The organism is Allochromatium humboldtianum (genome assembly GCF_013385175.1).
GTDB classification, from domain to species: Bacteria; Pseudomonadota; Gammaproteobacteria; order Chromatiales; family Chromatiaceae; genus Thermochromatium; species Thermochromatium humboldtianum.
In genome coordinates, this window is sequence record NZ_JABZEO010000014.1 from 19,250 (window position 1) to 40,714 (window position 21,465).

General features: G+C 63.5%; 27 protein-coding genes. 18 read left to right on the forward strand and 9 right to left on the reverse strand.

Going from position 1 to position 21,465, the window contains the following annotated elements; all coding sequences use genetic code 11:
• Genes HW932_RS17020 through alr form a run of 3 tightly spaced genes read right to left on the reverse strand, consistent with a single transcriptional unit; the run spans position 1 to position 2,571 of the window.
• Positions 1-885: an ABC transporter substrate-binding protein gene (locus HW932_RS17020; protein ID WP_176977684.1), complete on the reverse strand. Its 885-nt coding sequence runs from the start codon at positions 883-885 to the stop codon at positions 1-3.
• 15 nt (positions 886-900) lie between these two features.
• Entirely contained in the window at positions 901-1,461 is a 561-nt protein-coding gene (gene cobU / locus HW932_RS17025) for a bifunctional adenosylcobinamide kinase/adenosylcobinamide-phosphate guanylyltransferase (protein WP_176977685.1), read from the reverse strand.
• A 6-nt stretch (positions 1,462-1,467) separates the two neighbouring features.
• Positions 1,468-2,571: an alanine racemase gene (gene alr / locus HW932_RS17030; RefSeq protein ID WP_176977686.1), complete on the reverse strand. Its 1,104-nt coding sequence runs from the start codon at positions 2,569-2,571 to the stop codon at positions 1,468-1,470.
• Positions 2,572-2,753: 182 nt separating this feature from the next.
• Between alr and HW932_RS17035 the strand changes: the two genes are divergently transcribed.
• A complete protein-coding gene (locus HW932_RS17035) occupies positions 2,754-4,013 on the forward strand; it encodes a bifunctional alpha/beta hydrolase/OsmC family protein (protein ID WP_176977687.1) in 1,260 nt (419 codons plus the stop codon).
• A 16-nt stretch (positions 4,014-4,029) separates the two neighbouring features.
• On the opposite strand, the gene HW932_RS17040 is transcribed toward HW932_RS17035, so the two are convergent.
• The 3 genes from HW932_RS17040 to HW932_RS17050 all read right to left on the reverse strand — a co-directional run bounded on the left by HW932_RS17040 (position 4,030) and on the right by HW932_RS17050 (position 6,333).
• Positions 4,030-5,484, reverse strand: a complete 1,455-nt coding sequence (locus HW932_RS17040; protein ID WP_246296899.1) for a glycosyltransferase family 39 protein — start codon at positions 5,482-5,484, stop codon at positions 4,030-4,032.
• 67 nt (positions 5,485-5,551) lie between these two features.
• Positions 5,552-6,052, reverse strand: a complete 501-nt coding sequence (locus HW932_RS17045) for a GNAT family N-acetyltransferase (protein ID WP_176977689.1) — start codon at positions 6,050-6,052, stop codon at positions 5,552-5,554.
• Positions 6,049-6,333 carry a type II toxin-antitoxin system TacA family antitoxin gene (locus HW932_RS17050; protein ID WP_176977690.1) on the reverse strand — a complete coding sequence of 95 codons (285 nt, stop codon included), beginning with the start codon at positions 6,331-6,333 and terminating at the stop codon, positions 6,049-6,051. The genes HW932_RS17045 and HW932_RS17050 overlap by 4 nt, the downstream gene beginning before the upstream one ends.
• 190 nt (positions 6,334-6,523) lie before the next feature.
• Here HW932_RS17050 and HW932_RS17055 point away from each other — a divergent pair, with 190 nt between their 5' ends.
• The 14 genes from HW932_RS17055 to HW932_RS17120 all read left to right on the forward strand — a co-directional run bounded on the left by HW932_RS17055 (position 6,524) and on the right by HW932_RS17120 (position 16,748).
• Positions 6,524-7,660: a glycosyltransferase family 2 protein gene (locus tag HW932_RS17055; RefSeq protein WP_176977691.1), complete on the forward strand. Its 1,137-nt coding sequence runs from the start codon at positions 6,524-6,526 to the stop codon at positions 7,658-7,660.
• Between the two features lie 130 nt (positions 7,661-7,790).
• Entirely contained in the window at positions 7,791-8,108 is a 318-nt protein-coding gene (locus tag HW932_RS17060; protein ID WP_176977692.1) for an ATPase, read from the forward strand.
• A 31-nt stretch (positions 8,109-8,139) separates the two neighbouring features.
• Positions 8,140-9,186: a V0D/AC39 family V-type ATPase subunit gene (locus HW932_RS17065; protein ID WP_176977693.1), complete on the forward strand. Its 1,047-nt coding sequence runs from the start codon at positions 8,140-8,142 to the stop codon at positions 9,184-9,186.
• Positions 9,187-9,403: 217 nt separating this feature from the next.
• Positions 9,404-11,302: a V-type ATP synthase subunit I gene (locus tag HW932_RS17070; protein WP_176977752.1), complete on the forward strand. Its 1,899-nt coding sequence runs from the start codon at positions 9,404-9,406 to the stop codon at positions 11,300-11,302.
• Positions 11,303-11,366: 64 nt separating this feature from the next.
• Positions 11,367-11,819, forward strand: a complete 453-nt coding sequence (locus HW932_RS17075; RefSeq protein WP_176977694.1) for an ATP synthase subunit C — start codon at positions 11,367-11,369, stop codon at positions 11,817-11,819.
• A 12-nt stretch (positions 11,820-11,831) separates the two neighbouring features.
• Positions 11,832-12,206 (forward strand): V-type ATP synthase subunit F, encoded by a 375-nt coding sequence (locus HW932_RS17080; protein ID WP_176977695.1) that lies wholly within the window; start codon positions 11,832-11,834, stop codon positions 12,204-12,206.
• Complete coding sequence (locus HW932_RS17085) at positions 12,203-12,850, forward strand: V-type ATP synthase subunit E family protein (protein ID WP_176977696.1); 648 nt, start codon at positions 12,203-12,205, stop codon at positions 12,848-12,850. Before HW932_RS17080 ends, HW932_RS17085 begins: the two co-directional genes overlap by 4 nt.
• Positions 12,851-12,879: 29 nt before the next feature.
• Positions 12,880-14,697, forward strand: a complete 1,818-nt coding sequence (locus tag HW932_RS17090) for a V-type ATP synthase subunit A (RefSeq protein WP_176977697.1) — start codon at positions 12,880-12,882, stop codon at positions 14,695-14,697.
• Positions 14,687-14,944 carry a hypothetical protein gene (locus HW932_RS17095; protein ID WP_222932425.1) on the forward strand — a complete coding sequence of 86 codons (258 nt, stop codon included), beginning with the start codon at positions 14,687-14,689 and terminating at the stop codon, positions 14,942-14,944. The genes HW932_RS17090 and HW932_RS17095 overlap by 11 nt, the downstream gene beginning before the upstream one ends.
• Positions 14,945-15,047: 103 nt before the next feature.
• Complete coding sequence (locus HW932_RS17100) at positions 15,048-15,218, forward strand: hypothetical protein (protein WP_176977699.1); 171 nt, start codon at positions 15,048-15,050, stop codon at positions 15,216-15,218.
• Between the two features lie 65 nt (positions 15,219-15,283).
• Positions 15,284-15,511 (forward strand): hypothetical protein, encoded by a 228-nt coding sequence (locus HW932_RS17105; RefSeq protein WP_176977700.1) that lies wholly within the window; start codon positions 15,284-15,286, stop codon positions 15,509-15,511.
• 132 nt (positions 15,512-15,643) lie between these two features.
• A complete protein-coding gene (locus HW932_RS17110; protein ID WP_176977701.1) occupies positions 15,644-15,910 on the forward strand; it encodes a DUF4160 domain-containing protein in 267 nt (88 codons plus the stop codon).
• Positions 15,903-16,154: a DUF2442 domain-containing protein gene (locus HW932_RS22250; RefSeq protein ID WP_176977702.1), complete on the forward strand. Its 252-nt coding sequence runs from the start codon at positions 15,903-15,905 to the stop codon at positions 16,152-16,154. The genes HW932_RS17110 and HW932_RS22250 overlap by 8 nt, the downstream gene beginning before the upstream one ends.
• Positions 16,155-16,271: 117 nt before the next feature.
• Positions 16,272-16,748 (forward strand): Uma2 family endonuclease, encoded by a 477-nt coding sequence (locus HW932_RS17120; RefSeq protein WP_176977703.1) that lies wholly within the window; start codon positions 16,272-16,274, stop codon positions 16,746-16,748.
• Between the two features lie 52 nt (positions 16,749-16,800).
• On the opposite strand, the gene HW932_RS17125 is transcribed toward HW932_RS17120, so the two are convergent.
• Both HW932_RS17125 and HW932_RS17130 read right to left on the reverse strand, forming a co-directional pair.
• Positions 16,801-17,097 (reverse strand): type II toxin-antitoxin system RelE family toxin, encoded by a 297-nt coding sequence (locus HW932_RS17125; protein WP_176977704.1) that lies wholly within the window; start codon positions 17,095-17,097, stop codon positions 16,801-16,803.
• Positions 17,087-17,335: a type II toxin-antitoxin system Phd/YefM family antitoxin gene (locus tag HW932_RS17130; protein WP_176977705.1), complete on the reverse strand. Its 249-nt coding sequence runs from the start codon at positions 17,333-17,335 to the stop codon at positions 17,087-17,089. The genes HW932_RS17125 and HW932_RS17130 overlap by 11 nt, the downstream gene beginning before the upstream one ends.
• 157 nt (positions 17,336-17,492) lie before the next feature.
• Here HW932_RS17130 and HW932_RS17135 point away from each other — a divergent pair, with 157 nt between their 5' ends.
• From HW932_RS17135 to HW932_RS17145, 3 genes are read left to right on the forward strand one after another with little or no spacing between them, the layout of a single operon-like run.
• On the forward strand, positions 17,493-18,875 hold the full coding sequence (locus tag HW932_RS17135) for a V-type ATP synthase subunit B (RefSeq protein ID WP_176977706.1): 1,383 nt from the start codon (positions 17,493-17,495) through the stop codon (positions 18,873-18,875).
• Positions 18,872-19,252: a YkgJ family cysteine cluster protein gene (locus HW932_RS17140; RefSeq protein ID WP_176977707.1), complete on the forward strand. Its 381-nt coding sequence runs from the start codon at positions 18,872-18,874 to the stop codon at positions 19,250-19,252. Before HW932_RS17135 ends, HW932_RS17140 begins: the two co-directional genes overlap by 4 nt.
• Positions 19,237-19,857, forward strand: coding sequence for a V-type ATP synthase subunit D (locus HW932_RS17145; RefSeq protein ID WP_176977708.1), 621 nt, complete (start codon positions 19,237-19,239; stop codon positions 19,855-19,857). The genes HW932_RS17140 and HW932_RS17145 overlap by 16 nt, the downstream gene beginning before the upstream one ends.
• On the opposite strand, the gene HW932_RS17150 is transcribed toward HW932_RS17145, so the two are convergent.
• The gene (locus tag HW932_RS17150) at positions 19,854-21,434 is read right to left on the reverse strand and encodes a GAF domain-containing protein (RefSeq protein ID WP_176977709.1); all 1,581 of its coding nucleotides are present in this window, start codon (positions 21,432-21,434) and stop codon (positions 19,854-19,856) included. The two genes, HW932_RS17145 and HW932_RS17150, sit on opposite strands and share 4 nt — an antisense overlap.
• Positions 21,435-21,465: the final 31 nt, after the last annotated feature.

Genomic DNA, 21,465 nt, shown 5'->3' on the forward strand with positions numbered 1-21,465 from the left:
TCAGGGTGATGATGTCCGGGATCGGGTCTGTTCGATGTCGGCGAGTTGTTCACTGAGGCGCTCGGCGACGTCGAGCAGTTCCAGTCCGCCGCAACCCCAGGCATGGCCAGGAAGTCCGATCACTGGGGTACGCTCCAGGAGCGAATGGAGCAGCGGATGACGCCCATAGGCCGAGCGTGCCGGCGACTGGGCCTGATCGAAATAGCCGAGCAGGAAGACATCGGGCGGGGTGCTCGCCAAGCGTTCGAGCGGAAAGCGGCCCCAGCCTTTGATGCCCTGTTCGGCGGCCAGATTGCGCAGACCGAGCCGCGTGATCAGATCATCGACATAGGTGCCCGGCCCCGCCGTGCCGCCGCTCGGGCGCAGATAGAGTAGGCGTGGCGCCTGTTCGTGCCCGGACCGGGCCAGCGCCTGCATTCGGCGTTCGAACGCATCGGCCAGCGCCGCGCCGGTCTCGGCACGCCCGATGCGCGCAGCGATGGTGCGCGCGGTCTGGAGCGCATCGTCCCAGCCCTTGGGATAGGGCAAGGCGACAACTTCGATCCCCTGCCCGGCCAGCCGTTCGGCGTGACGCCGCCCCATCCAGCCCTGATAGACGAGCGCGATGTCCGGCTTGAAGTACAGCAGATCCTCCACCCCGCCCCGGTTGGCCGGATAGGCGCGCGCCCGGTCGGCGATGGACGACAGACGCGAATCCTGACTCTGGCGCGAGACCGAGCGAATCTGCGCTGGATCGGCGATCCGCAACAGCAGCAGATCGGCGCAGAGGTTGGTGCTCATGACGCTCGGACGCGCTACATCGTCCAGCGCCAGCGCCGGAGAGACGCAGAGCGCGAGGCAGATCCACAGCCAGCAGGCATGACGAACGAACGGAACGCGTCCCATGATGCCGGACACCGCTCAGCGATCGATGGGAACGCCAAGCCGGCGCAGATCGAGCGCGTGCCCACCCGCCACCAGATAGGTCGATGAACAACGCGGCCCGAGCCGGCGCACCAAGCCACCGAGCCGGTCGCGGAACAGTCGCCCGATCGGATAGGCCGGAATCACGCCCCAGCCGGTCTCCTCGGCGACCAGGATGACCGGCGCGGCCGGGCGCTGTTCGAGCACATTGAGCAGACGCTCACAGCGGGCGCGCCAAGTCGCCTCGTCCAGCTCGATCAGGTTCGCCACCCAGGTTCCGAGCGAGTCGATCAGCAAACAGACGTCGCCCGCGCCCGCCGTTGCAATGGCCGACTCCAGCTCGGTCGGTGCGCACAGGGTCGACCAGCGCGCTGGTCGGCGCTGTCGGTGTGCGGCGATGCGTGCCGTCCAGTCGGCGTCCTCGGGATCCTCGCGCGCGGTGGCGACATAGATCACCGGCCGTCCCGACGCGTGCGCCAGCCGCTCGGCCCATTCGCTCTTGCCGCTGCGCGCCGGTCCAGTGACCAGGATGGTGCCCCTTTCGTTTTCGCCAATCATTGTGCGTCAGGCGTCCTCGTGCAGCAGCGGCACGCGCCGACCGATCCCGGTGAAGAGCTGATAGGCGATGGTATCGCTCGCCTCGGCGACCGCGCCGGCCGGAACGGTCCGGCCCCACAGCTCGACCGGATCGCCGGGTCGGGCCTCGTCGAACCCGGTGAGATCGAGCGTGATCATGTCCATCGAGACGCGCCCGATGAGTCGCGTGAGTCGTCCGCCGACAGCGATCGGCGTCCCGTCGCATGCATGACGCGGATAACCGTCGGCATAGCCGATGGCCGCCACGCCGACCCGGGTCGGGCGCTCACAGACGAAGCGCCCGCCATAGCCGACCGACTCGCCCGCGTCCAGATCGCGGACGGCGATCAGGGCCGATTCGAGCGTCATCGCCGGGCGCAGATCGCCCGCATCCATGCTCGCGTTCGACCCGGCGCCGGCGAAGGGCGAGACGCCATAGAGCATGATCCCCGGCCGCGTCCAGTCTCCGTGGGCCTGGGGCCACGCGAACACAGCGGCCGAGTTGGCGAGACTGCGCCCGATCCGCGCACCGTTCAGCGCCTGCTCGAAGGCTTCGATCTGAGCCGAGGTATAGGGATGATCCAGCTCGTCGGCGCGGGCGAAATGGGTCATGGCCACACGCTCGCCGACATGCGGACAGGCGGCCAGCCGTGCGTTGACTTCAGCGAACTCCGACGGGCTGAAGCCGACCCGGTGCATCCCGGTGTCGAGCTTGATCCAGCAATCGAGCCGCCGGCTGGGATGCGCGTTCAGCACCCAATCCAGCTGCTCGCGACAGTGCACCACCATCGCCAGTCCGGCACGCTCGACGAGCGCGATCTCATCGGGGCTGAAAACCCCCTCCAGCAGCAGCATCGGCCCCTGGATACCGGATTCGCGCAGCTCCAGCGCCTCCTCGACACAGGCCAGCGCGAACCCGTCGGCCTCATCAGCCAGCGCGCGCGCCACGGCGATCGCCCCATGCCCATAGGCATTGGCCTTGACCACGGCGAGTGCGCGTGAACGCGGCGCCAGCGACTTGGCGCGACGATAATTGTGACGAATCGCGTCCAGATGGATACGGGCGCGCAATGGACGGGCGGAGCGGGTCATGGGTGCGGTCTTGAGAGATGGAAACGAGGCCGCTCAGTGTCGCACAAGCCGGGCGCGCGTGCGCGGCGCACGCTCACAACGAATTCAATTATATGATTATATTGGCATTTTAGAGCCGGTCTGTTGTGCCGATGCACCCGGCTTGGGTATATTGCAGCGCAACATACAACAGGGTGGCTCGCATGGCTCGCATCAAGCTCGAATTTCCCAACGCGAATGGACAAACCTTGGTCGGTCTCCTGGAGACCCCGCCCGAGCGGGTGCCGGTGGTCCGTTACGCCCTCTTCGCTCACTGTTTCACCTGTAGCAAGGACGTGGCCGCAACCAGCCGCATCAGCCGGGCGCTCGCCGAGCGCGGCATCGCGGTGCTGCGCTTCGACTTCACGGGACTGGGCAACAGCGACGGCGACTTCGCCAACACCAACTTCTCGTCCAACGTCCAGGATCTGCTGGCGGCGGCACGCAAGCTGGAGCAGGACTTCGAGGCTCCGGCCCTGCTCGTCGGCCACAGCCTGGGCGGTGCGGCCGTGCTCGCAGCGGCGCCGCAACTGCCATCGGTGCAGGCGGTGGCGACCATCGCCGCGCCGGCCACGGCGGCGCATGTGAAGCACCTGCTGACCGGCGCGCGCGATCAGCTCGCCGAGCGCGGTGAGGCCGAGGTCCAGATCGGCTACCGGCGCTTCAAGATCCGTCAGCAACTGCTCGACGATCTCGATCGCTATGCCGCGCCCGATCACATCCGCCAGCTCGGGCGGCCGCTCCTGGTCTTCCACTCGCCGCTCGACACCATCGTCGACATCAGCGAGGCGGCCAAAATCTACCAGTCGGCGCTGCATCCCAAGAGCTTCATCTCGCTCGACAAGGCCGACCACATGCTCACCAACCGCGAGGACGCCGAGTACGTCGCCGAGACCCTGGTCGCCTGGGCCAGCCGCTATCTCGGGATCAAGCGGCACGGCTTCGAAACGAGCACAGGCACCGCGCCCAAGGTCGCACCCGGCGAGGTCGTCGTCACCGAGATCGAGGCCGATAGCCCGTTCCTGCGCGGTCTCTATACCCAGCGTCATCAGTGGCAGGCCGACGAACCCAAACCAGCCGGCGGCTCGGATCTGGGACCGACGCCCTATGAGCTGCTGCTGATGGCGCTCGGCGCTTGCACCTCGATGACCCTGCGCCAGTACGCCAAGCGCCACGGCCTGACTGTCGACGACATCGAAGTGAGCCTGAGCCACACGCGCGACCATGCCGAGGATTGCGCGGTCAGCGCCGAGCGGCCGGTGAAGCTCGACCGCATCGTCCAGCGCATCGACATCCACGGTCATCTCAGCGCCCTGGAGCGTGAGCGCCTGCTGGAGGTCGCCGAGCGCTGTCCGGTGCATCGCACGCTCGATGCCAATCCGCGCATCGAGACCCGCTATATCGAGGACGATCCCAAGCGATGACCGGAATCGTGCCGTCTCACGGTTCGTAGCGATAGAACGACCAGCGATGCAGCGGACGGCGACAGGGTGGCTCGGTTCCCTCGCTCAGCGGCCGGCCGGGACAGTCGAACAGATGCCGCTCGGCTGTGACGTGGAAACCCTGGATTTCGGGAGGCGCGCCAGCACGGGTCAGCAGCCAAAAAGGGACCGTGACCGTCGGCGGATCGATCCTGGGCGCGATCCGGCCGCGCAGATACTCCGAGGGTCGAGTGAGTCCCGGCCACTGGCTGGTGGCGGTCAGATCGGACCGATGGAAGCGCAACATGGCCGTGAGTTGATAGCGGTCGGCATGAACAGGCGCATCGAGTCCGGCGGCGATCTCGGCCAACTCCGCGAAGCCGTGCGTCTCGCGCAGGATGCGGTTCTGACTGTCCGGCAGCGGTAGCGCGGCGGTCGCGGCATGGATCGCGTAGAGCGTGACCAGCGCCAGATTGGCCAGGGCCGCCATCCAGGCCCAGCGACGCGCCCGACGCAGCCAGAGTGCCGCCAGCGGCGCGGCGCCGAGCAGATACATGGCGGGCCAGTTGGCCTCGACGTCGCTGATCAGGGCGACCAGGGCGAAGAAACTCAGGGGAAAGAGGCTCGCCGCGAGCAGCAACGTCCGTCCAGGTGTCGTCAGCCGCGAGTCAGACATCGACTCTGCACTGGTGGGGCAATGTTTCGCTTCACGGCGACCGAACCAGGGCGCGAGCAGGATCGGCAAAGCGATCAATCCCCACAGGGCGAGCTGGACACCCAGATAGCCCAGCAGACTCGCAGCACGCTCCCCAGGCGTCTCGGGGCCGGAATGCACGATGTCCCCGGCCTCGGGCGCAACCGCCCCGCCGACCTCGGTCGCGAATCCATGACCGAACTGAAAGCCCAGCGTCAGCCAGTCGTTGTGTGCGTTCCAGATCAGATTCGGCGCAAAGACCAGTAGCGCCACCCCGGCTCCCAGATAGGGCCAGCGCGTCAGCAACTGCCGCCGGTTCACGCCCAGGATGGCCAGCAGCAGCACCGGGCCGATCAGGAACATGGTGTACTTGCCCAGCAGTCCCAGCCCGATGGCGATCCCAGCCGTGATCCAGCGGCGCGGATCGACGGCGAACGCCCGCTCGGCCTCGTGCAGGGCCAGCGCCCAAGTGAGCGCCAGCACGCTGTCGGGCGTGGTGATGACGCCGCTGGCCACCCCGGCCAGGGTGGCGCCGGCCAGCAGCAGCGCCAGCGCCCGATCGCGGACATCCGTCAGGCCGCAGCGGCGATAGAGACGGTCGAGCAGGACCAGGGTCGCCAGCCCCGCCAGCAGACCGCCGAGCCGCGCCATGAACACCGAGCCGGGTTCCAGCCGCACACCCAGTCCCAGCAAGGCCACACCCGGCGGATGGTCGAAATAGCCCCAGGCCAGATGACGCGCCCAATCGAAGTAATAGGCCTCGTCCTGGGTCACGGGCATCAGGGCGGCGATGGCCAGACGCCAGAGGGCTAGGCCGCCGAGCACCAGGAGCAGGATGACCGAACGCTCAATGGCCGGCGACACGACGGGCGTCCTTGAGCAGAAGAATCAACTGTCGTGCGTTCCCAGGTGTGGGTTCGAAGCCAAACCGACGGTAGAACGTCTCGGCGTTCGCGTCGAGCGGATGGGTCAGCAGCGCCCGAATACCCGCGTGTTCAGCCATGGCGAGGGTTCTTCGGATGGCGTCCTGAAGCAAGCTGAAACCCAGACCTCGCCCTTGGTAGTCCAGATCGACGGCCAGTCTGGTCAAAATGACCAATGGAATCGGGTACTGCCCCATTCCGCGACGCACGCGCTCCGGCGCCTCCAGTGTGTCGATCTGACCAACGGTCAGGCTGAAGTATCCGGCGATACGATCGGCATCGCACACAACGAAGGTTTTCGCTGAACCGCTGCCTTGCGCCTGACGCGCATGGCGCTTCAACCAGTCCGAGAGCGTCAGTTTGCCGCAGTCGAAATCGTCGAGCCGATGTTGCGGAGCGAGTGGCTGTGGCGCCGACAGGCTCATTTTTCAGACCAAACCGGGCGCCGCGAAAACAAGTCGGCCAACCCCGGGTTGTCGGTCTCGGGCCGATCCAGCATGTCCAGGATCGCCTGGTACTGACTGCCGGACACCATGAACAGGCGCTGGTCGAGCAGGGTCTGCTCGGCCGCCTGGCAAGCGGCATCGAGGATGAAATCCGTAAGCGACTTATGAGCGGCTTCGGCGGCACGGCGTAACACGACTTCCTGTTCCGGTGTTGCTCGCAGACCCAGCCGAGAGGTTCGAGTAGCCAAATTGGCAGGCATGGTCAAGGCTCCTGTGGCAGACTGGCAGACAGTAGGCGCAACGTTAGTACAAACGACGACGAGCGTCCACTGAATCGCCCCCGCAAAAACTCGGACATCGAGTGCAAGCATCGTCGGTTATAGAATGGCGCGTCCAGCGCGCCACCTGTTAGCGCCCATTGTCCACCAGACCCGCCCAAGGTTGCACCCGATGTCCGATCGCCCCAATCCGCCCACCGACCACCGCCCGCCCGAACTGGCCGTGATCGTGCCGACCTACAAGGAGGTCGACTCGGTCGCCGAGGTCGCACGCCGGGTGGCGGCCGTACTCGACGGGATCGACTGGGAACTGATCTTCGTCGACGACGACTCGCCCGACGGTACTGCCGAGCGCGCCCGCGAACTGGCACGCCAGGATCCGCGTATCCGGGTGATCCAGCGCATCGGCCGGCGCGGACTCTCCTCGGCCTGCATCGAAGGGATGCTCTCGACCACGGCCCCCTGTCTGGCCGTGATGGACGGCGACCTCCAGCACGACGAGACCCTGCTCCCCCGGATGCTCCAGACCCTGCGCGACGAGGATCTGGACATCGTCGTCGGCAGCCGCTATGTCGAGGGCGGCGACGTCGGCGACTGGAGCGCCCGGCGCCAGGGCATGAGCCGTCTGGCGACCCGACTCGGACAGATCCTGATCCGCGCCGAACTCAGCGACCCCATGAGCGGTTTCTTCATGGTGCGCGAGCACGTCGTCCACGGCTGCGTGCGGCGTCTGACCGGCGTCGGCTTCAAGATCCTGCTCGACATCTTCTCGGCCGCCGAGACGCCGCTGCGCTTTCGCGAACTGCCCTTCAGCTTCCGGCAGCGTCAGGCCGGACACAGCAAGCTCGACAACGCCGTGCTGTGGGAATACCTGCTGATGCTGACCCAGAAACTGATCGGCCCCCTGATCCCGCTACGCTTCATCGCCTTCTCGCTGATCGGCGCCTTCGGCGTGCTGGTGCACATGAGCGTGCTCTGGCCGATCCTGCACGTCTTCGGCGAGAGCGCCTTCCTGACCGGACAGGCCACAGCGACCCTGGTCGCCATGACCAGCAACTTCTTCCTCAACAACGTCCTGACCTATCGCGACATGCGTCTGCGCGGCCGCCAATTGCTCTGGGGCTGGTTCAGTTTCGTGCTGGCCTGTAGCCTGGGCGCGCTGGCCAACGTCGGCATCGCCGACTATCTGTTCCAGGCCGGACACTCGGGCTGGGTGGTGTCGGCACTGGCCGGCATCCTGGTCGGAGCGGTGTGGAACTATGCCGTCACCGCCGTCTATACCTGGAAGCGTCCGGCCAATCCGATCTGAGCCTGGATCGATGGGGCGGATGCCGCTAGCGGCCAAGACCCGAAGGGTTTAAGCTTGACCCCATTGGCCGGTTCGGGACCGCTTGGCTGCGGACGATCCGAGACGCTCGAAACACCCTGGGGTGACGGCGATGGACGACACACTCAAACGCTTGCTCGACGCCGAGATGCGTGCCGAACGGCTCGCCCAACAGGCCGAGGCCGAGCAGGACAGTCTCATCCAGCAGGCCATGGCCGACGCCAAGGCCGAGAACGAGCGCTTCGGCGTGCGCATCCCGGAGCTGCAACACACCTTCGTCGCCAAGGCCGAGGAACGCGCCGAGCAGAACATCGCCGAACTGCGCCGCCGCTACGACGAGCGTCACGTCCAGTTGCGCGATCAGGCCGAGCAGCGCGAGCACGAGGCCCTGGAAGCGGCCTTCCAGATCCTGATCGGTCTGGAACACTAGAACCCGACCCGGACAGCGCGGAGTCCCTGCCATGAGCCAGGTCGCCGATCAAGCCTATCTCAACACCCGCGTCTCGGTGATGGCCGCCCGGCTCTTCGCGCCGGGCCTGATCGAGCGTCTGGCCCATCTGCCGCTGTCGGCGCTGGCCGACGAGTTCGGTCTCGCCGCCCTGCTCGACGATCAGGCCGCACCGGCGGCGCGTCGCCGCGCGGTCGAACAGAGCCTGTTCCAGCTCCTGCTCTCGGAACTGCTGGTGCTCACCCATGCCATGAACGCCGGCGAACGCGCGCTGGTGCTCGACTGGGGCCGCAAATACGCCCTCTACAACCTCAAGACCCTGATCCGGGGCAAGCTCCACGAACTCGACCGCAGCGAGATCAACGACAACCTCTTCGAGCTGCCGGCCCATATCCGGCTGCCCGACAAGGAACTCTTCGGCGCCGAGAACGTGCTCGAACTGCTGCGCCGACTCGAAGCCGGGCCGCAACGTCAGATCGCCCGTCAGGCGCGCGAGGTCTACGAACAGCAGCGCGAACCCTTCGCCCTGGAGGCAACGATCGATCAGCGCTATTTCGTCGGTCTGGTGCGGCGCGTCCAGGTCTTCGACGAACCGCATCGCCAGTGGCTGCGACGGCTGATCTCGGCCGAACTCGACCGCATCGGACTGCTCTGGCTGCTGCGTTTCCGCTTCACCTACGGGCTATCGCCGTCCGAGACCTATTACTGGCTGGTGCCCTCGATGCGGTTGCTCACGCGCGAGCGTCTGCTGCATCTGGTTGGTCTGGACGGCTTCGAGCAGGTGCTGGAGGCATTGCCCGAGCCGCTGCGCACGCGCTGCGCCGATTGCCGCTCGATCGCCGAGATCCAGCCGCGGCTGGCGCGTCACAGCCTCGACGAGATCCGTCTGGTCCTGGCGCGCAGTCCATCGGCGGTGGCGCGCGCGCTGGCCTATCTGATGCTGCGCGAGGCCGATCTCTTCCGTCTGTTCGCCGTGATCCAGGGACGTCTGCTAGGCTTCGACGACCGGATCATCCAACACGCGCTCGCCCAGATCGAGCCGGGCGTGCCGGGGAGCTGACCTTATGCGGCTGTCGAAACATCTGCCGATGACGCGCATCCGTTCGTGGTTGGCGCTGTTGAGGCCCGAATCGGTGAGGCAGCGTTTCCGCTCCTGGACGGCGCTGTTGAAGCCTGAACCGTTGAAGCCGCGCGCCCTTGCATGGCTGGCGCTGTTGCGGTCCAAGCCGATGCATCATCATCTTCATCCGTGGGTGTCGACGCTCAAACCCACGCCGATGAAGCACGTGCGTCTGCTGGTCCTGACCGACGACCTGCCGCGCGCCTCGCTGGCGCTCGCCGAGACCCAGTGCTTCCATCCCGACCGGCGCGAACCCGAGAGCGAGCGTTTCGCCACCCTGCCCGGCCGTCCCTTCCACGAGATCCACACCCAGGCCCAGGCGCGGCTCGACAAGATCGCGCGTCTCATCCCCTTCGAGCCGGTGACGAACCTCGAACCGGCGCGCGTGATCGATCAGGCCGAACTGGCACGGCTCAACGACTGGCTCGGGCGGCTGTGGGACGAAACCTCCAGCTATGAAGAAGACTTCCGGCAGCTCGACGACCAGGAGCATCTGATTCACGAGCAGCAGGCGGCGCTGGAGAACTTCAGTCATCTCGACATCGATCTGGGGATGCTGCGCGCCAAGACGCGCTTCCTGAACATCCATGTCGGTCTGGTGCCGCGCGAGAACCTGCGCCAACTCGAAGGCGCGGTGGCGCTGGCCGGATACATCCTGCACGTCTATCTGGAGCGCGGCGACAATACCCATGTGGTCATCGTCGGTCCGGCCGACGCCAAGGACGCCGGTCTCGCTTCGGTGCTCGCCGCCGCCGGGTTCCAGGCCATCCCGATCCCGGAGGGGCTCGACCGCGAGCCGACCGAACTGCAACGCGACTTCGAGATGCGACTGGCGGCGATCGCCGAGGAGCGCGCTCAGCTCACCGAGACCCTGCAACGCTGGTCGGAGTGCTACCACGAGCCCTTGCGCGAGGCCCAGCGCACCCTGCGTCTGGCCGATCCGCTGGTCAGTCTGGACGAGTCGCTGCGCAGTCGCGGGTATCTGACCCATCTGGCCGGCTGGGTGCCGGCGCACACCGTCGCGGCCTTACGGGAGCGTCTCGATGCCGCCCTGGCCGGAACCTATGACCTGAGCGTGCGCGACCCCTTGCCCGAAGAACGCCCGCTGGTGCCCACGGTGCCGGTCAAGAGCCGGCTGCTCGCGCCCTTCGCCCTGCTGGTCAATCAATACGGCATTCCGTCCTATGGCGAGGTCGACCCGACGCCGCTGTTCGCCCTGACCTTCCTGCTGATGTTCGGCAGCATGTTCGGCGACGTCGGCCAGGGCGCGGTGATCGCGCTCGCCGCCTGGACGCTGCGCGGCAAGCTCGGACGCTTCTGGCCGTTCGGACTCATGGCCGGCGGGTCATCGGTCCTGTTCGGCTTTCTCTACGGCAGTCTCTTCGGCTATGAGCACGTCCTGCCGGCGCTGTGGATGAATCCGCTCAGCGATCCGCTGCTGATGCTGCGTCTGGCGCTGATCTGGGGCGTGTTCTTCATCGTCGTCGCCTGTCTGCTGGCGATCTACAACCGCTGGGCGGTCGGGCAGTGGCGCGAGGCGCTGTTCGGACATCATGGCGTGGTCAATCTGGTGTTCTATCTGGCGCTGATCGCGGGCGGACTCGGGCTGTCGGCCGGCACCGGCGAGGGCTTCGGCACCTCCGGCGGCTTCGGCACTGTGCCCGCGCTGCTGGTGGCGGGGAGTCTGGCGGCGCTGGCCTGGCACAGTTGGCTGCATCAGCAGGCGCCCGTGGGCGAGAAGATCCTGGTGGTCGTCATCGAGACCCTGGAGACCCTGATCGGCTATGTCTCCAACACCCTGTCGTTCCTGCGCGTGGCGGCCTTCAGTCTCAACCATGTCGCGCTCTCGATCGCCGTCTTCACCCTGGCCGACATGATGGGCGCCTTCGGCCATGTGGTGACGGTCGTCCTGGGCAATGTCTTCGTGCTGGTGCTGGAGGGCGGCATCGTCATGATCCAGGTGATGCGCTTGCAGTATTACGAGGGCTTTTCACGCTATTTCTCGGGGGATGGCCATGCCTTCCGGCCGATCCGGTTCGGGCGCGGACCGGCCTGATTCGGGGCCTTCGCCCGCCCACCGAACACCTTAAACCGGACTTCAAACACTAGGGGATTCGTCCATGCTCTGGCTCGTCGCACTCATGTCATTCGCCATTCTCGGCCTGATCGTCGCCGGGTTCCTGCTCGACCAGCGCCCGCAGGCCGTGAGCGCCATTCGCTCCTGGTTCCGGCCGTTGCTCGGCTCACAACTGGCGGTCTTCATCGGCGCTCAGATCGCGCTGCTGGCGCTCGGCGTCAGCGATGCGCTGGCCGCGCCTGAGACCGAAGCGGCCGCCGGGGCGCTCAAGGACATGTCGGTCGGCATGGGTCTGGCCATGATCGGCGTCGGCATTCCGACCGGTCTCTCGACCATCGGCGCCGGCATCGCCGTGGGTCCGATCGGCGCGGCCTCGCTGGCGGCCATCACCGAGAAGCCCGAGAACCTCGGGCGCACGCTGATCTATCTGGGGCTGGCCGAGGGTATCGCCATCTATGGTCTGGTCATCTCGATCCTGCTGCTCAACAAGCTCTGAGCGGCGCCGACCATGACCGAGCACGCGCCGGACCTGGGGCACCCGACCCGCCTGCTGTTCCTCGGCGAGGAGACGCTCGCCGACGGCTTCCGGCTGATCGGTTTCGAGACCTATCCGAATCCGACCCCGGAGGAGGCCGATCGGCTGCTGCGCGATCTGCGCCGCGATCAGGCCAAGGCCCTGGTCATCGTCGACGACGCGCTCATGGCGCAACAGATCCCGAACCTGCATCGGGTGCGGCAGGAGGGCGGACGCATCGTGGTGATCGCCGTCCCCGCGCTCGGCGCGCAACCCCGTCTGACCAGCGAGGTCGCCCAGCGGCTGGCCTCGCTCTTTGGAACCGCGACCCTGGAGACCGCCCCGAGCGGCGAGCGAGAGTCATCGTGAATCAGGTCGAAGAACTCGAACGTGCCATCCTGGCGCGCGCCGAACGGCTCGCGGGCGAGTACCGCGAGCGGGCCGTGCGCAGCCGCGACAGTATCCTGCGCGAGGCCGCCGAGCGTCTGCGTCTGCGCGAGGCGCGCGAGGAAGGCATCGCCAAGGCCCTGGCCGAGCGGACGTTCCGCCAGCGGGTGCAGGCGAGCGAACTCAAGATGCAGACCCATCTCGACCGCACGCGCTGGAATCTGGTGCTCGGCGTCGAGCGGCGGCTGGCCGAGCGGATGCGGGCCTTCATCGAGGATCAGGTCGCCTATGACGCCTGGCTGCTGAGTCTGATCGTCGAGGCGGCCGGTGTCATCGAGTCGCCCGAGATCCAGGTCGCCGCCAATGCCCATGATCAGCGTCGGCTGTTCATGAACTGGGACACGGTCGTCGCCGCCCTGCCCCATGACAAGACGGCCACGCTCGCGCCCGCGCCCGAGGCGATCGATACCCTCGGCGGCGTGCTGGTGACGAGCGCCGATGGACGCATCCGCGTCGACCACACCTTCGAGGGCCGGCTCGAACGTCTGCGCCCACGCCTCCAGCAGACCATCCTGGAGCGTCTGCTGCCCGGCGGCTTCGATACCGGCAACCTCTTCAACGGATGAGTCAGAGCGAGACAGCGAAGATCACGACCATGAGCGAAACCAACAAGATCGGCGTCATCCGCGACATCAACGGTCCCATCGTCACCATCGAACTGCCGGGCGCGCGCAGTGGCGAGCAGGTCAAGATCGGCGAACTCGGGCTGTATGGTGAGATTCTCTCGCTCAACGGCGCACGGGCGGTGGTCCAGACCTATGAGTCGACCGATGGGGTGCGGCCTGGGGAGCCGGTGGTGGGGCTGGGTTGGCCGCTGTCGGTCGAGTTGGGGCCGGGGTTGATGGGCGGCATCTTCGACGGCGTGCAGCGTCCGCTGACCAAGCTGGCGCTCCAGTCGGGCGACTACATCCGGCGCGGTCTGAGCGTGCCGGCGCTCGACCGTACCAAGCTCTGGGCGTTCGAGCCGAATGCGGAGCTGGAGCCTGGGGCCAAGGTCGGGCCGGGGACGGTGCTCGGGCGGGTGCAGGAGACGCTGACCATCGAGCATCGGATTCTGGCGCCGCCCGGCGTCGAGGGCGAGCTGGAGGAGATCGCGCCGGCGGGTGAGTACGACATCGAGTCGAACATTGCGCGGGTGCGCGATCATCGGGGCCTGAGTCATCGGCTCAGTCTCTATCAGCGCTGGCCGGTGCGTAAGCCGCGTCCGTATCTGAAGCGGGATGATGGTGTGTCGCCGCTGATCACGGGGCAGCGGGTGATCGATACGTTTTTCCCTCAGCTCAAGGGGGGCAAGGGTGCGGTGCCTGGGCCGTTCGGGGCGGGCAAGACTGTGGTTCAACAGCAGGTGGCGCGCTGGTCGAATGCGGATATCGTGATCTATGTCGGCTGTGGCGAGCGCGGCAATGAGCTGGTCGATGTGCTGGAGACCTTCCCGGAGCTGGATGATCCCTACTCCGGGCGCAAGCTGATGGAGCGGACGCTGCTGGTGGCGAACACGTCGAACATGCCGGTGGTGGCGCGCGAGGCGTCGGTCTATGTCGGGATCACGATGGCGGAGTATTACCGCGATATGGGTTATGACGTGGTGATGCTGGCGGATTCGACCAGTCGCTGGGCCGAGGCGTTGCGTGAAGTGTCGGGGCGGCTGGGGCAGATGCCGGTGGAGGAAGGCTATCCGGCGTATCTGGCGTCGCGGTTGGCGGCGGTCTATGAGCGTGCGGGACGGGTGGAGACCTTTGGGGCGGGGTCGGGTTCTGTGACCTTGATTGGGGCGGTGTCGCCGCCGGGAGGGGACTTCTCGGAGCCGGTGACGAGTCATACCAAGGACATCATCGAGACGTTTTGGGCGTTGTCGAAGGAGTTGGCGGATGCGCGGCATTATCCGTCGATCGATTGGGTGACGAGCTTTTCGGGGCATGTGAAGACGGCGGCCGAGTGGTGGCACACCGAGATCGATCCGGATTGGGAGAAGCGGCGCGGGGCGGCGTTGGCGTTGCTGGCGCGGGATGCGGAGTTGTCGCGGATCGTGAATCTGGTGGGGCCTGAGGCGTTGTCGGATGCGCAGCGGTGGGAGTTGGAGGGGGCGTCGCTGATCAAGGAAGGGGTGTTGCAGCAGAGTGCGTTAGATGAGATCGATACCTTTTGCTCGCCGGCGAAGCAGTATGCGTTGCTGGATCTGGCGATTACGATCTATAAGCGGGGGGAGGCGTTGGTCAAGTTGGGTGTGCCGGTGACTGAATTGCAGCGTCTGCCGCTGCTGGCCAAGATGCGCCGGATCAAGTCGATGTATTCGAGTGAGCAATTGGAGCAGATTCAGGCGTTTCGACAGGAGGTCGATCAGGCGATGGAGGCGATACGGATTGAGTATGCGAAGCAGGGGGAGCCGCAATCTTCTCTAGGGCATGCTGCTTGATATGGCTTTGGTTCTAAGTTATTTAGAACTGAAATTAAAAAAATACAGTAGCATTAATGGTTTGAGGTGTTTGATGCCGGTGTATAATGTTTATTGGAAAGCCATTAAACCAAATGGATCTTCTCACACTGGAGGAAAAACCGTCATAGCACACAACCCTTGGATGGCAGAAAATCAAGTTAAAGCCGAAGTACAACAAAGATGGCCTGATGCCAATGTTTTTGTTACAGACATAAAAGAGCGCTAAACTAAATATACAGAAACTAAAAAATGGAGGATCTATATGCTTAATTAAATTAAAAATCAAATTTCCCCTATAAAAATCGACTAAAAAATTCGGAGATTAACACATGGCAGAATATCGAGTTCGATATGAAATGAGGCAAGGCAGCAAAAGTGCTTCTGGCGAAAAAACCGTAAAAGCTGAAAGTGACACCACAGCAATTGAGATAGTCAAGGGCAAAGCGCAGTCCGAAAAGCCAGGCTATGATTTTATTTTAAAAGCCTGCGAAAGAAAATAATCCATAGTTTTAAAGATCCTGCCCAGAGATTTCCCTGGGCAGGATAAAATCATAAGGAGACTATAATGTCTGAAGAAAAAAAATCAAAATACCTGAGCATGTCCAGTGAGCTAGATGAGTTTAGCTATGCTTTTGGCGCAAAAGAAAAACTAAAATCAGGCGCTAAAATCTTTGGCAAAGGGCTTCTCAATGTTGGCATATTTGCAGCAACAGAAGTTGTACCAGGCATGTTTAAGCAAATGCAAAAAAATGCTGAAGAAGTAAGAAAAAAGCGTGATTCAGAGAGCAGTTAAAAAAGCCGGCAGCAAGTATGTTTGGTGGAATAGGGGTCAAACCCCTGTTTTTTTCAACACTGCAATGAGCCTGCATCGCTTGCTGACAAAATCGACGTCGGTACTTGCTGAAGAAAATTCGAGAGCAAATCAATGCCGGTTTTGTCAGTTTTCTTTGGAATTATTGTGCGCATGTGGCACGACGATCATCCGCCGCCACACATTCATGTTGAGTATCAAGGGTTCGAGGCTTTAGTGCAAATCGATACAGGCCAGATTCTAAAAGGTAAGCTTCCGAAAAAGGTTGCATCGATCATCAGCGAATGGTGCGAAACTCATCGAAGTGAACTGCTGGAAAATTGGAATCGTGCCCAGCGATTCGAGACGCTTGAACGTATCCAGGGGGCTGATCGTGATTAAAATTCTTGAAGCAAACTATTTGGGAGACGGATGCCTGGAATTGATTTTTTCCGATGGCATGAGAGGAGTTTTTAACGTCTGGTCTTATTGCTCTAGTCGGAGCGGCCCCTTGCTCGAACCGCTCGCATCAGAAACCTATATCAAACGTTGCTTCATCGAAATGGGTGCTCTCGGATGGCCTAATGGATTGGAACTATCTCCGACACGCCTTTATGAGCTTTGCGAAATGAAAGAGGCGGCATAAGGAAACAAAACAGGGGTAAGACCTCTATTTTCTACAAACCGCATCAATCGCGAAAGATGTACTTTGCAAGCTCGCCGCATCCCACGATTCTAGTAAATATGACATGAGGAGGATGACATGGAATGGAGCCAGGTTTTGCAAGACCCTGTACTCAAAAATCTTCCATATAAAATCGAACTCAACGAGTACGGTCATATCGTCATGAGTCCGGCGTCGAATCTGCATGGTTATTTGCAATCGCGACTCGTCATGGAACTAGCAAAAAAGATCGACGACGGCGACATCCTGGTCGAGACGAGCATCCAGACATCCAAAAACGTCAAAGTAGCGGACGTGTGCTGGGCGTCATCTCAGTTCATCGAAAAATTTGGATTCGAGACGCCTTACCCGAAAGCCCCTGAACTGTGCATCGAGGTTAGATCCCCCAGCAACACCGACAGAGAGATGAACGAGAAAATCGAACTCTATCTTGCCAAGGGCGCTCTGGAAGTGTGGATTTGCGATAGCGAAGGGTTGGTGAGGTTTTTCTGTCATGAAGGCGAAATCGCGGAATCTAGACTTGTCCCTGGATTTCCAACACATGTTCGCGTTTGATCAGACAGAAATCACATGAATCAATTGCAATAAACTGAGCAAGCGGCGTGATTCAAGATTGTTCTCGCATCCGAGAAAGCGCAATGTCGTAAATTTCATTGCGGTCACGTTTGCCGACCGCGACAACTGTCACAGTGACAACCTTATCCTCGACGGAGTAAACCAACCGATAACCGAGTCGGCGGAGTTTGATCTTGTAGATGTTCTTGGCACCCGACAGAGCCGCCGCAGGAACATGAGGATTTTCAAGTCGTTCTTTGAGTTTTTTCTTGAATTGCTCTTTTACGGTGTGGCCTAACTTTTGCCATTCCTTGAGCGCGGACTTTTTGAATTCCAGTTCATAGGTCATCGAGTGTCACCTTGACAGCCGGCTCATCCAGACGCTCTTTGACGATTTTCAACAGTTCGACATCATCTATCAGTTCCATCATGGCCTCGTAAGCGGCGGCGGGCACACAGTAAAAAGCGGGTTCATTACGGTTCAGGACGGCGATCGGCATACCCTGCCCACTGGAAACCACCTTCATTGGATTGGCCTTGAGTTCGGATATACTGGCCGCGACTTCTGTAAGCACTTGATATGTCATGATATTTATCCGGATAACAGCCAATGAAACCAGATTGTAGGTCTTTCAAATGGTCTCGTAAAGGTGATGACCGCCGTATCCCGTGCGATGCCTTATCGATACCCGGCATTCGGCATGGCCAATTGCCCAAGCGTCTAGAGGTCGAGATCCAAAGCCCATGAGCATCAAGGAATACCGCACCGCCGTCGAGGCCCGAGGCGGCCTGCTGGTGGTCAGACACACCCCCAACGTCGCCTTCGGCGACCGGGTCCGCATCGAGGACCACGCCGGCCACGTCCGCAACGGACAGGTCATCCGCGCCGCCGATGACGAGGTGCTGATCCTGGTCTTCGAGGGCACCGAGGATCTGGACCTGGAGAACACCTGGGTCCGCTTCCTCGACGAGCCGATCGAGATCGCCCTCTCGCCCGAGATCCTCGGCCGCGAACTCAACGGCCTGGGCGAACCGCGCGACGGACGCCCTCCGATCCTCTCGGCCATCCGCCGCCCGGTCGGCGGCTCGGCCATCAACCCGGCCGCGCGCACCTATCCGCGCGAGTTCATCCAGACCGGCATCTCCACCATCGACGGACTCAACTCACTGGTGCGCGGCCAGAAACTGCCGATCTTCTCCGGCTCGGGTCTGCCGCACAACCGGCTCGCGGCCCAGATCGTGCGTCAGGCCAAGCTGGTCGACGAATCTTCCAGCTTCTCGATCGTCTTCGCCGCCATGGGCGTCTCCTACGCCGACGCCAAGTTCTTCCGCGACGAGTTCGCCAACTCGGGCGTGCTGCGCAACGTGGTGATGTTCGTCAATCTGGCCGACGACCCGCCGGTCGAGCGCCTGACCCTGCCGCGCACCGCACTGACCGCCGCCGAATATCTGGCCTACGACCTCGACCGTCATGTGCTGGTGGTGCTCACCGATATGACCAACTATGCCGAGGCCCTGCGCGAGGTGGCCACGGCCAAGGGCGACGTGCCGGCGCGCAAGGGCTATCCGGGCTATCTCTATTCGGATCTGGCCGAACTCTACGAGCGCTGCGGACGTATCCACGAGCGCCACGGCTCGATCACCATGATGCCGGTGGTGTCCATGCCTTCGGACGACATCACCCACCCGATCCCGGACCTGACCGGCTATATCACCGAGGGCCAGATCGTGCTCTCGCGCGAGCTGCACAACCAGGGCATCTATCCGCCGGTGAATATTTCACCGAGTCTGTCTCGATTGATGAAGGACGGCATCGGCAAGGACGACACTCGCGAAGACCATCCGCGTGTGGCCGCCCAGCTCTATGCGCTCTATGCGCGCGCCCAAGAGACGCGCAACCTGGCCTCGATCATCGGTGCCGATGAACTCTCCGAGCGCGACCGGCTCTATCTGACCTTCGCCGACGCCTTCGACCAGCGCTTCGTCGGCCAAGGCGAGAACGAGGACCGCTCGATCGAGGCCACGCTCAATCTGGCCTGGGAGCTGATGAGCGCCTTCCCGCGCGACATGCTCACGCGCCTCAAGGAGACCGATCTGGCCAAGTACTACCGGGAGAGTGAGGCATGATCACGCCCGCTCAGGAAACGTCACTGCCGGAGACGACGGCCCCCGCGCTCGCGATCCAGGCTGGCCTGCTCGATAGCGTCGAGACTCCGCCGGCGCCGATCCCCGAACTCCGGATCACCTGCGACGACTGCGCGGCGGCCTGCTGCAAGCTCGAAGTCGTGTGTCTGACCGAGACCGGGGTGCCGCGCCACTTCACCACGCGCGATGCCTGGGGCGCGATCACCATGGACCGTCTGGACGATGGCTGGTGCGCGGCGCTCGACCGCGACACCCTGCTCTGCCGCATCTACGACCGCCGCCCGCTGCTGTGCCGCGAGTTCGAGATGGGCGGCCCCGACTGTCTCGCCGAGCGGGAGGCCGCATGGCACAACAGTTGATCAAGGTTCCGCCGACCAAGAACACCCTGCTCAAGCTCAAGAAGCAGGTCCGGTTCCTGGAGGACGGTCACGACCTGCTGGAGCGCAAGCGCGAGCTGCTCACGCGCCTGGTCTATGAACGCATCGGTGAATATCGCCGGCTGCGCGCCGAGTCCGAACGGGCACTGGCCGAGGCGTACCAGTGTCTGGCCATCACCCATCTGCGCATGGGCAGCCGCGCCATCCGTCAGGCCTCGCTCGGGGTGGAGCCGGCCCTACAGGTCGACATCCTGCCGCGACGGGCGCTCGGGGTGGAGTATCCGGCGGTGACGAGCGAGCGTCTGCCGCTCAAGCCGGTCGGACTGCTGGGGACGGACGTGAGCTTCGACACCACGCGCGAGCATCTGGCCGAGGCCGCCGTGCAGCTTGCGCGGCTCTCGGAGGTCGAGATCGCGCTCCATCGTCTGCTCGAAGAACAGCGCAAGGCCCAGAAGCGGGTCAATGCGCTCAAGTACAACATCATCCCGCGCTATCACCGCACCATCCGCTTCATCCAGTCCTCGCTGGAAGAGGAAGAGCGCAACACCCTGTTCCAGGTCAAGCTGCTGCGCGCTCAGGCGCGCTAGCGCCCCAGGATACGGGCATTGATGTCGTACAGCACCAGACTGCGGAACTTCTTGGCGCGTAGCCGATCGGCCTCGGTCCAGGGTTCGGACTGACGCGCCGTGGTCTCCACCCAGCGCGCGAAAGACGAACGCGGCGAGAGCACCTGACGCTGCTCGTCGAAGAGCGCACTCTTGCGCGGGTCGCCGGCCCAGTAGACGGTGTGCGGCTGCTCGGGACGCCACCACAGGAACCAGCGATCGCCGGTCTCGCGATAGCCGTCGACACGCACCGCCAGCAAGCCGCTCGCCTGCTCGGCATAGTGCGTCGCTTCCGGGAAGAGTGACGCGAGCCGATCGGTGGCGAAGATCGGGTCGGGTGTCGTCTCACGCAGCCAGTCGATCAGGGCACGGATCTCGGACGCCTCCGGGGTCTGGCCGAAGGTCACGATGGTGTGGTCGTCGATCAGTGCCGCCCCCGTGGCGCGGGCCAACGACAGCAACGCCTTGCCGAGCGTCTTGTCGACCAGATTGGCCTGTCCATCCTTCAGTTCCATGACCAGATCGCGCTCGTCCTCCGAGAGCCGCAGCGCCGAGAGCAGGGCCAGGATCTCCTGATCGCTCTCGTTGAGATCCATCAGCCGCCGCGTGCTCTGATAGCCCGAGATGGCCAGCGTGAACACCTGGGTCATCTCGGCACAGCGCAGACGCACCGGCAGCGGCAGATGACGCGGCTCGGAATGATGGCAGGCGATCAGCCCCCAGAGCTCCCCGCCAATCAGGATGGAGAACGACATCGAGGCCGTGACGCCCATGTTCTTGAGATATTCCAGGTGCACGGGCGAGACCGCGCGCAGATCCGAGAGCGAGAGATCGACGATCTCGCCGGGTTCGAGGCTCAGGATCGGAACGTCGCCGACCTGGATATCCGGGATTTGGCGATGCGAGTTGAGCCGATACAGGTTGCGCGCAATCTGCGGAATGTCCGAGGCCGGATAACGCAGGCCCAGATAGGGCGGAAGTCCCTCCTCCAGACTCTCGGAGATGACCTCGCCGCAGCCATCGTCGCGAAAGCTGTAGATCATCACCCGCTCGAAGCCGGTCGCCGTGCGCATCTCATCGGCCAGGTATTGACAGTGGCTCGCCCAGTCGCGCTCGGAATAGGGCATCCGATAGAGCCGATGCGGCACGGGCCGATAGGCTTCGCCATGCTGAGCGGCGGGCAAGGCCACTTCCAGCTCCAGCAACCAGTTGTGCTCGTTGCAAGAGAGCAGACCATCGAGCACGCCCTGCGGACCCGACAACAGATCCGGATAGAAACGCTTGCCGGCGCTGGCCCGCATCCAGGCATCGGGCGCACCGGCGATATCGGCCAGTTCGGTTTTTGGCGGAAAGTCCGGCAGGAGGTCAGTCAGTGCGCGGCCAAGGATCGAGTCGGGGCTCCAGTGGGTCCATGACTCCAGGTTGGCGCTGGTGAAACGAACGCACGGATCGCCCGTGCGCCCGCCTAGCAGACAACCCCAAGGTTGGATAGACTGCACACGATGAAGCTGCTCACACTCGCATTCGGCCAGAAAGCCCGGCGCTAGGGGTTCGCTCATAGTCTGTGCTCGGGGTGTTTGACTTCGATTG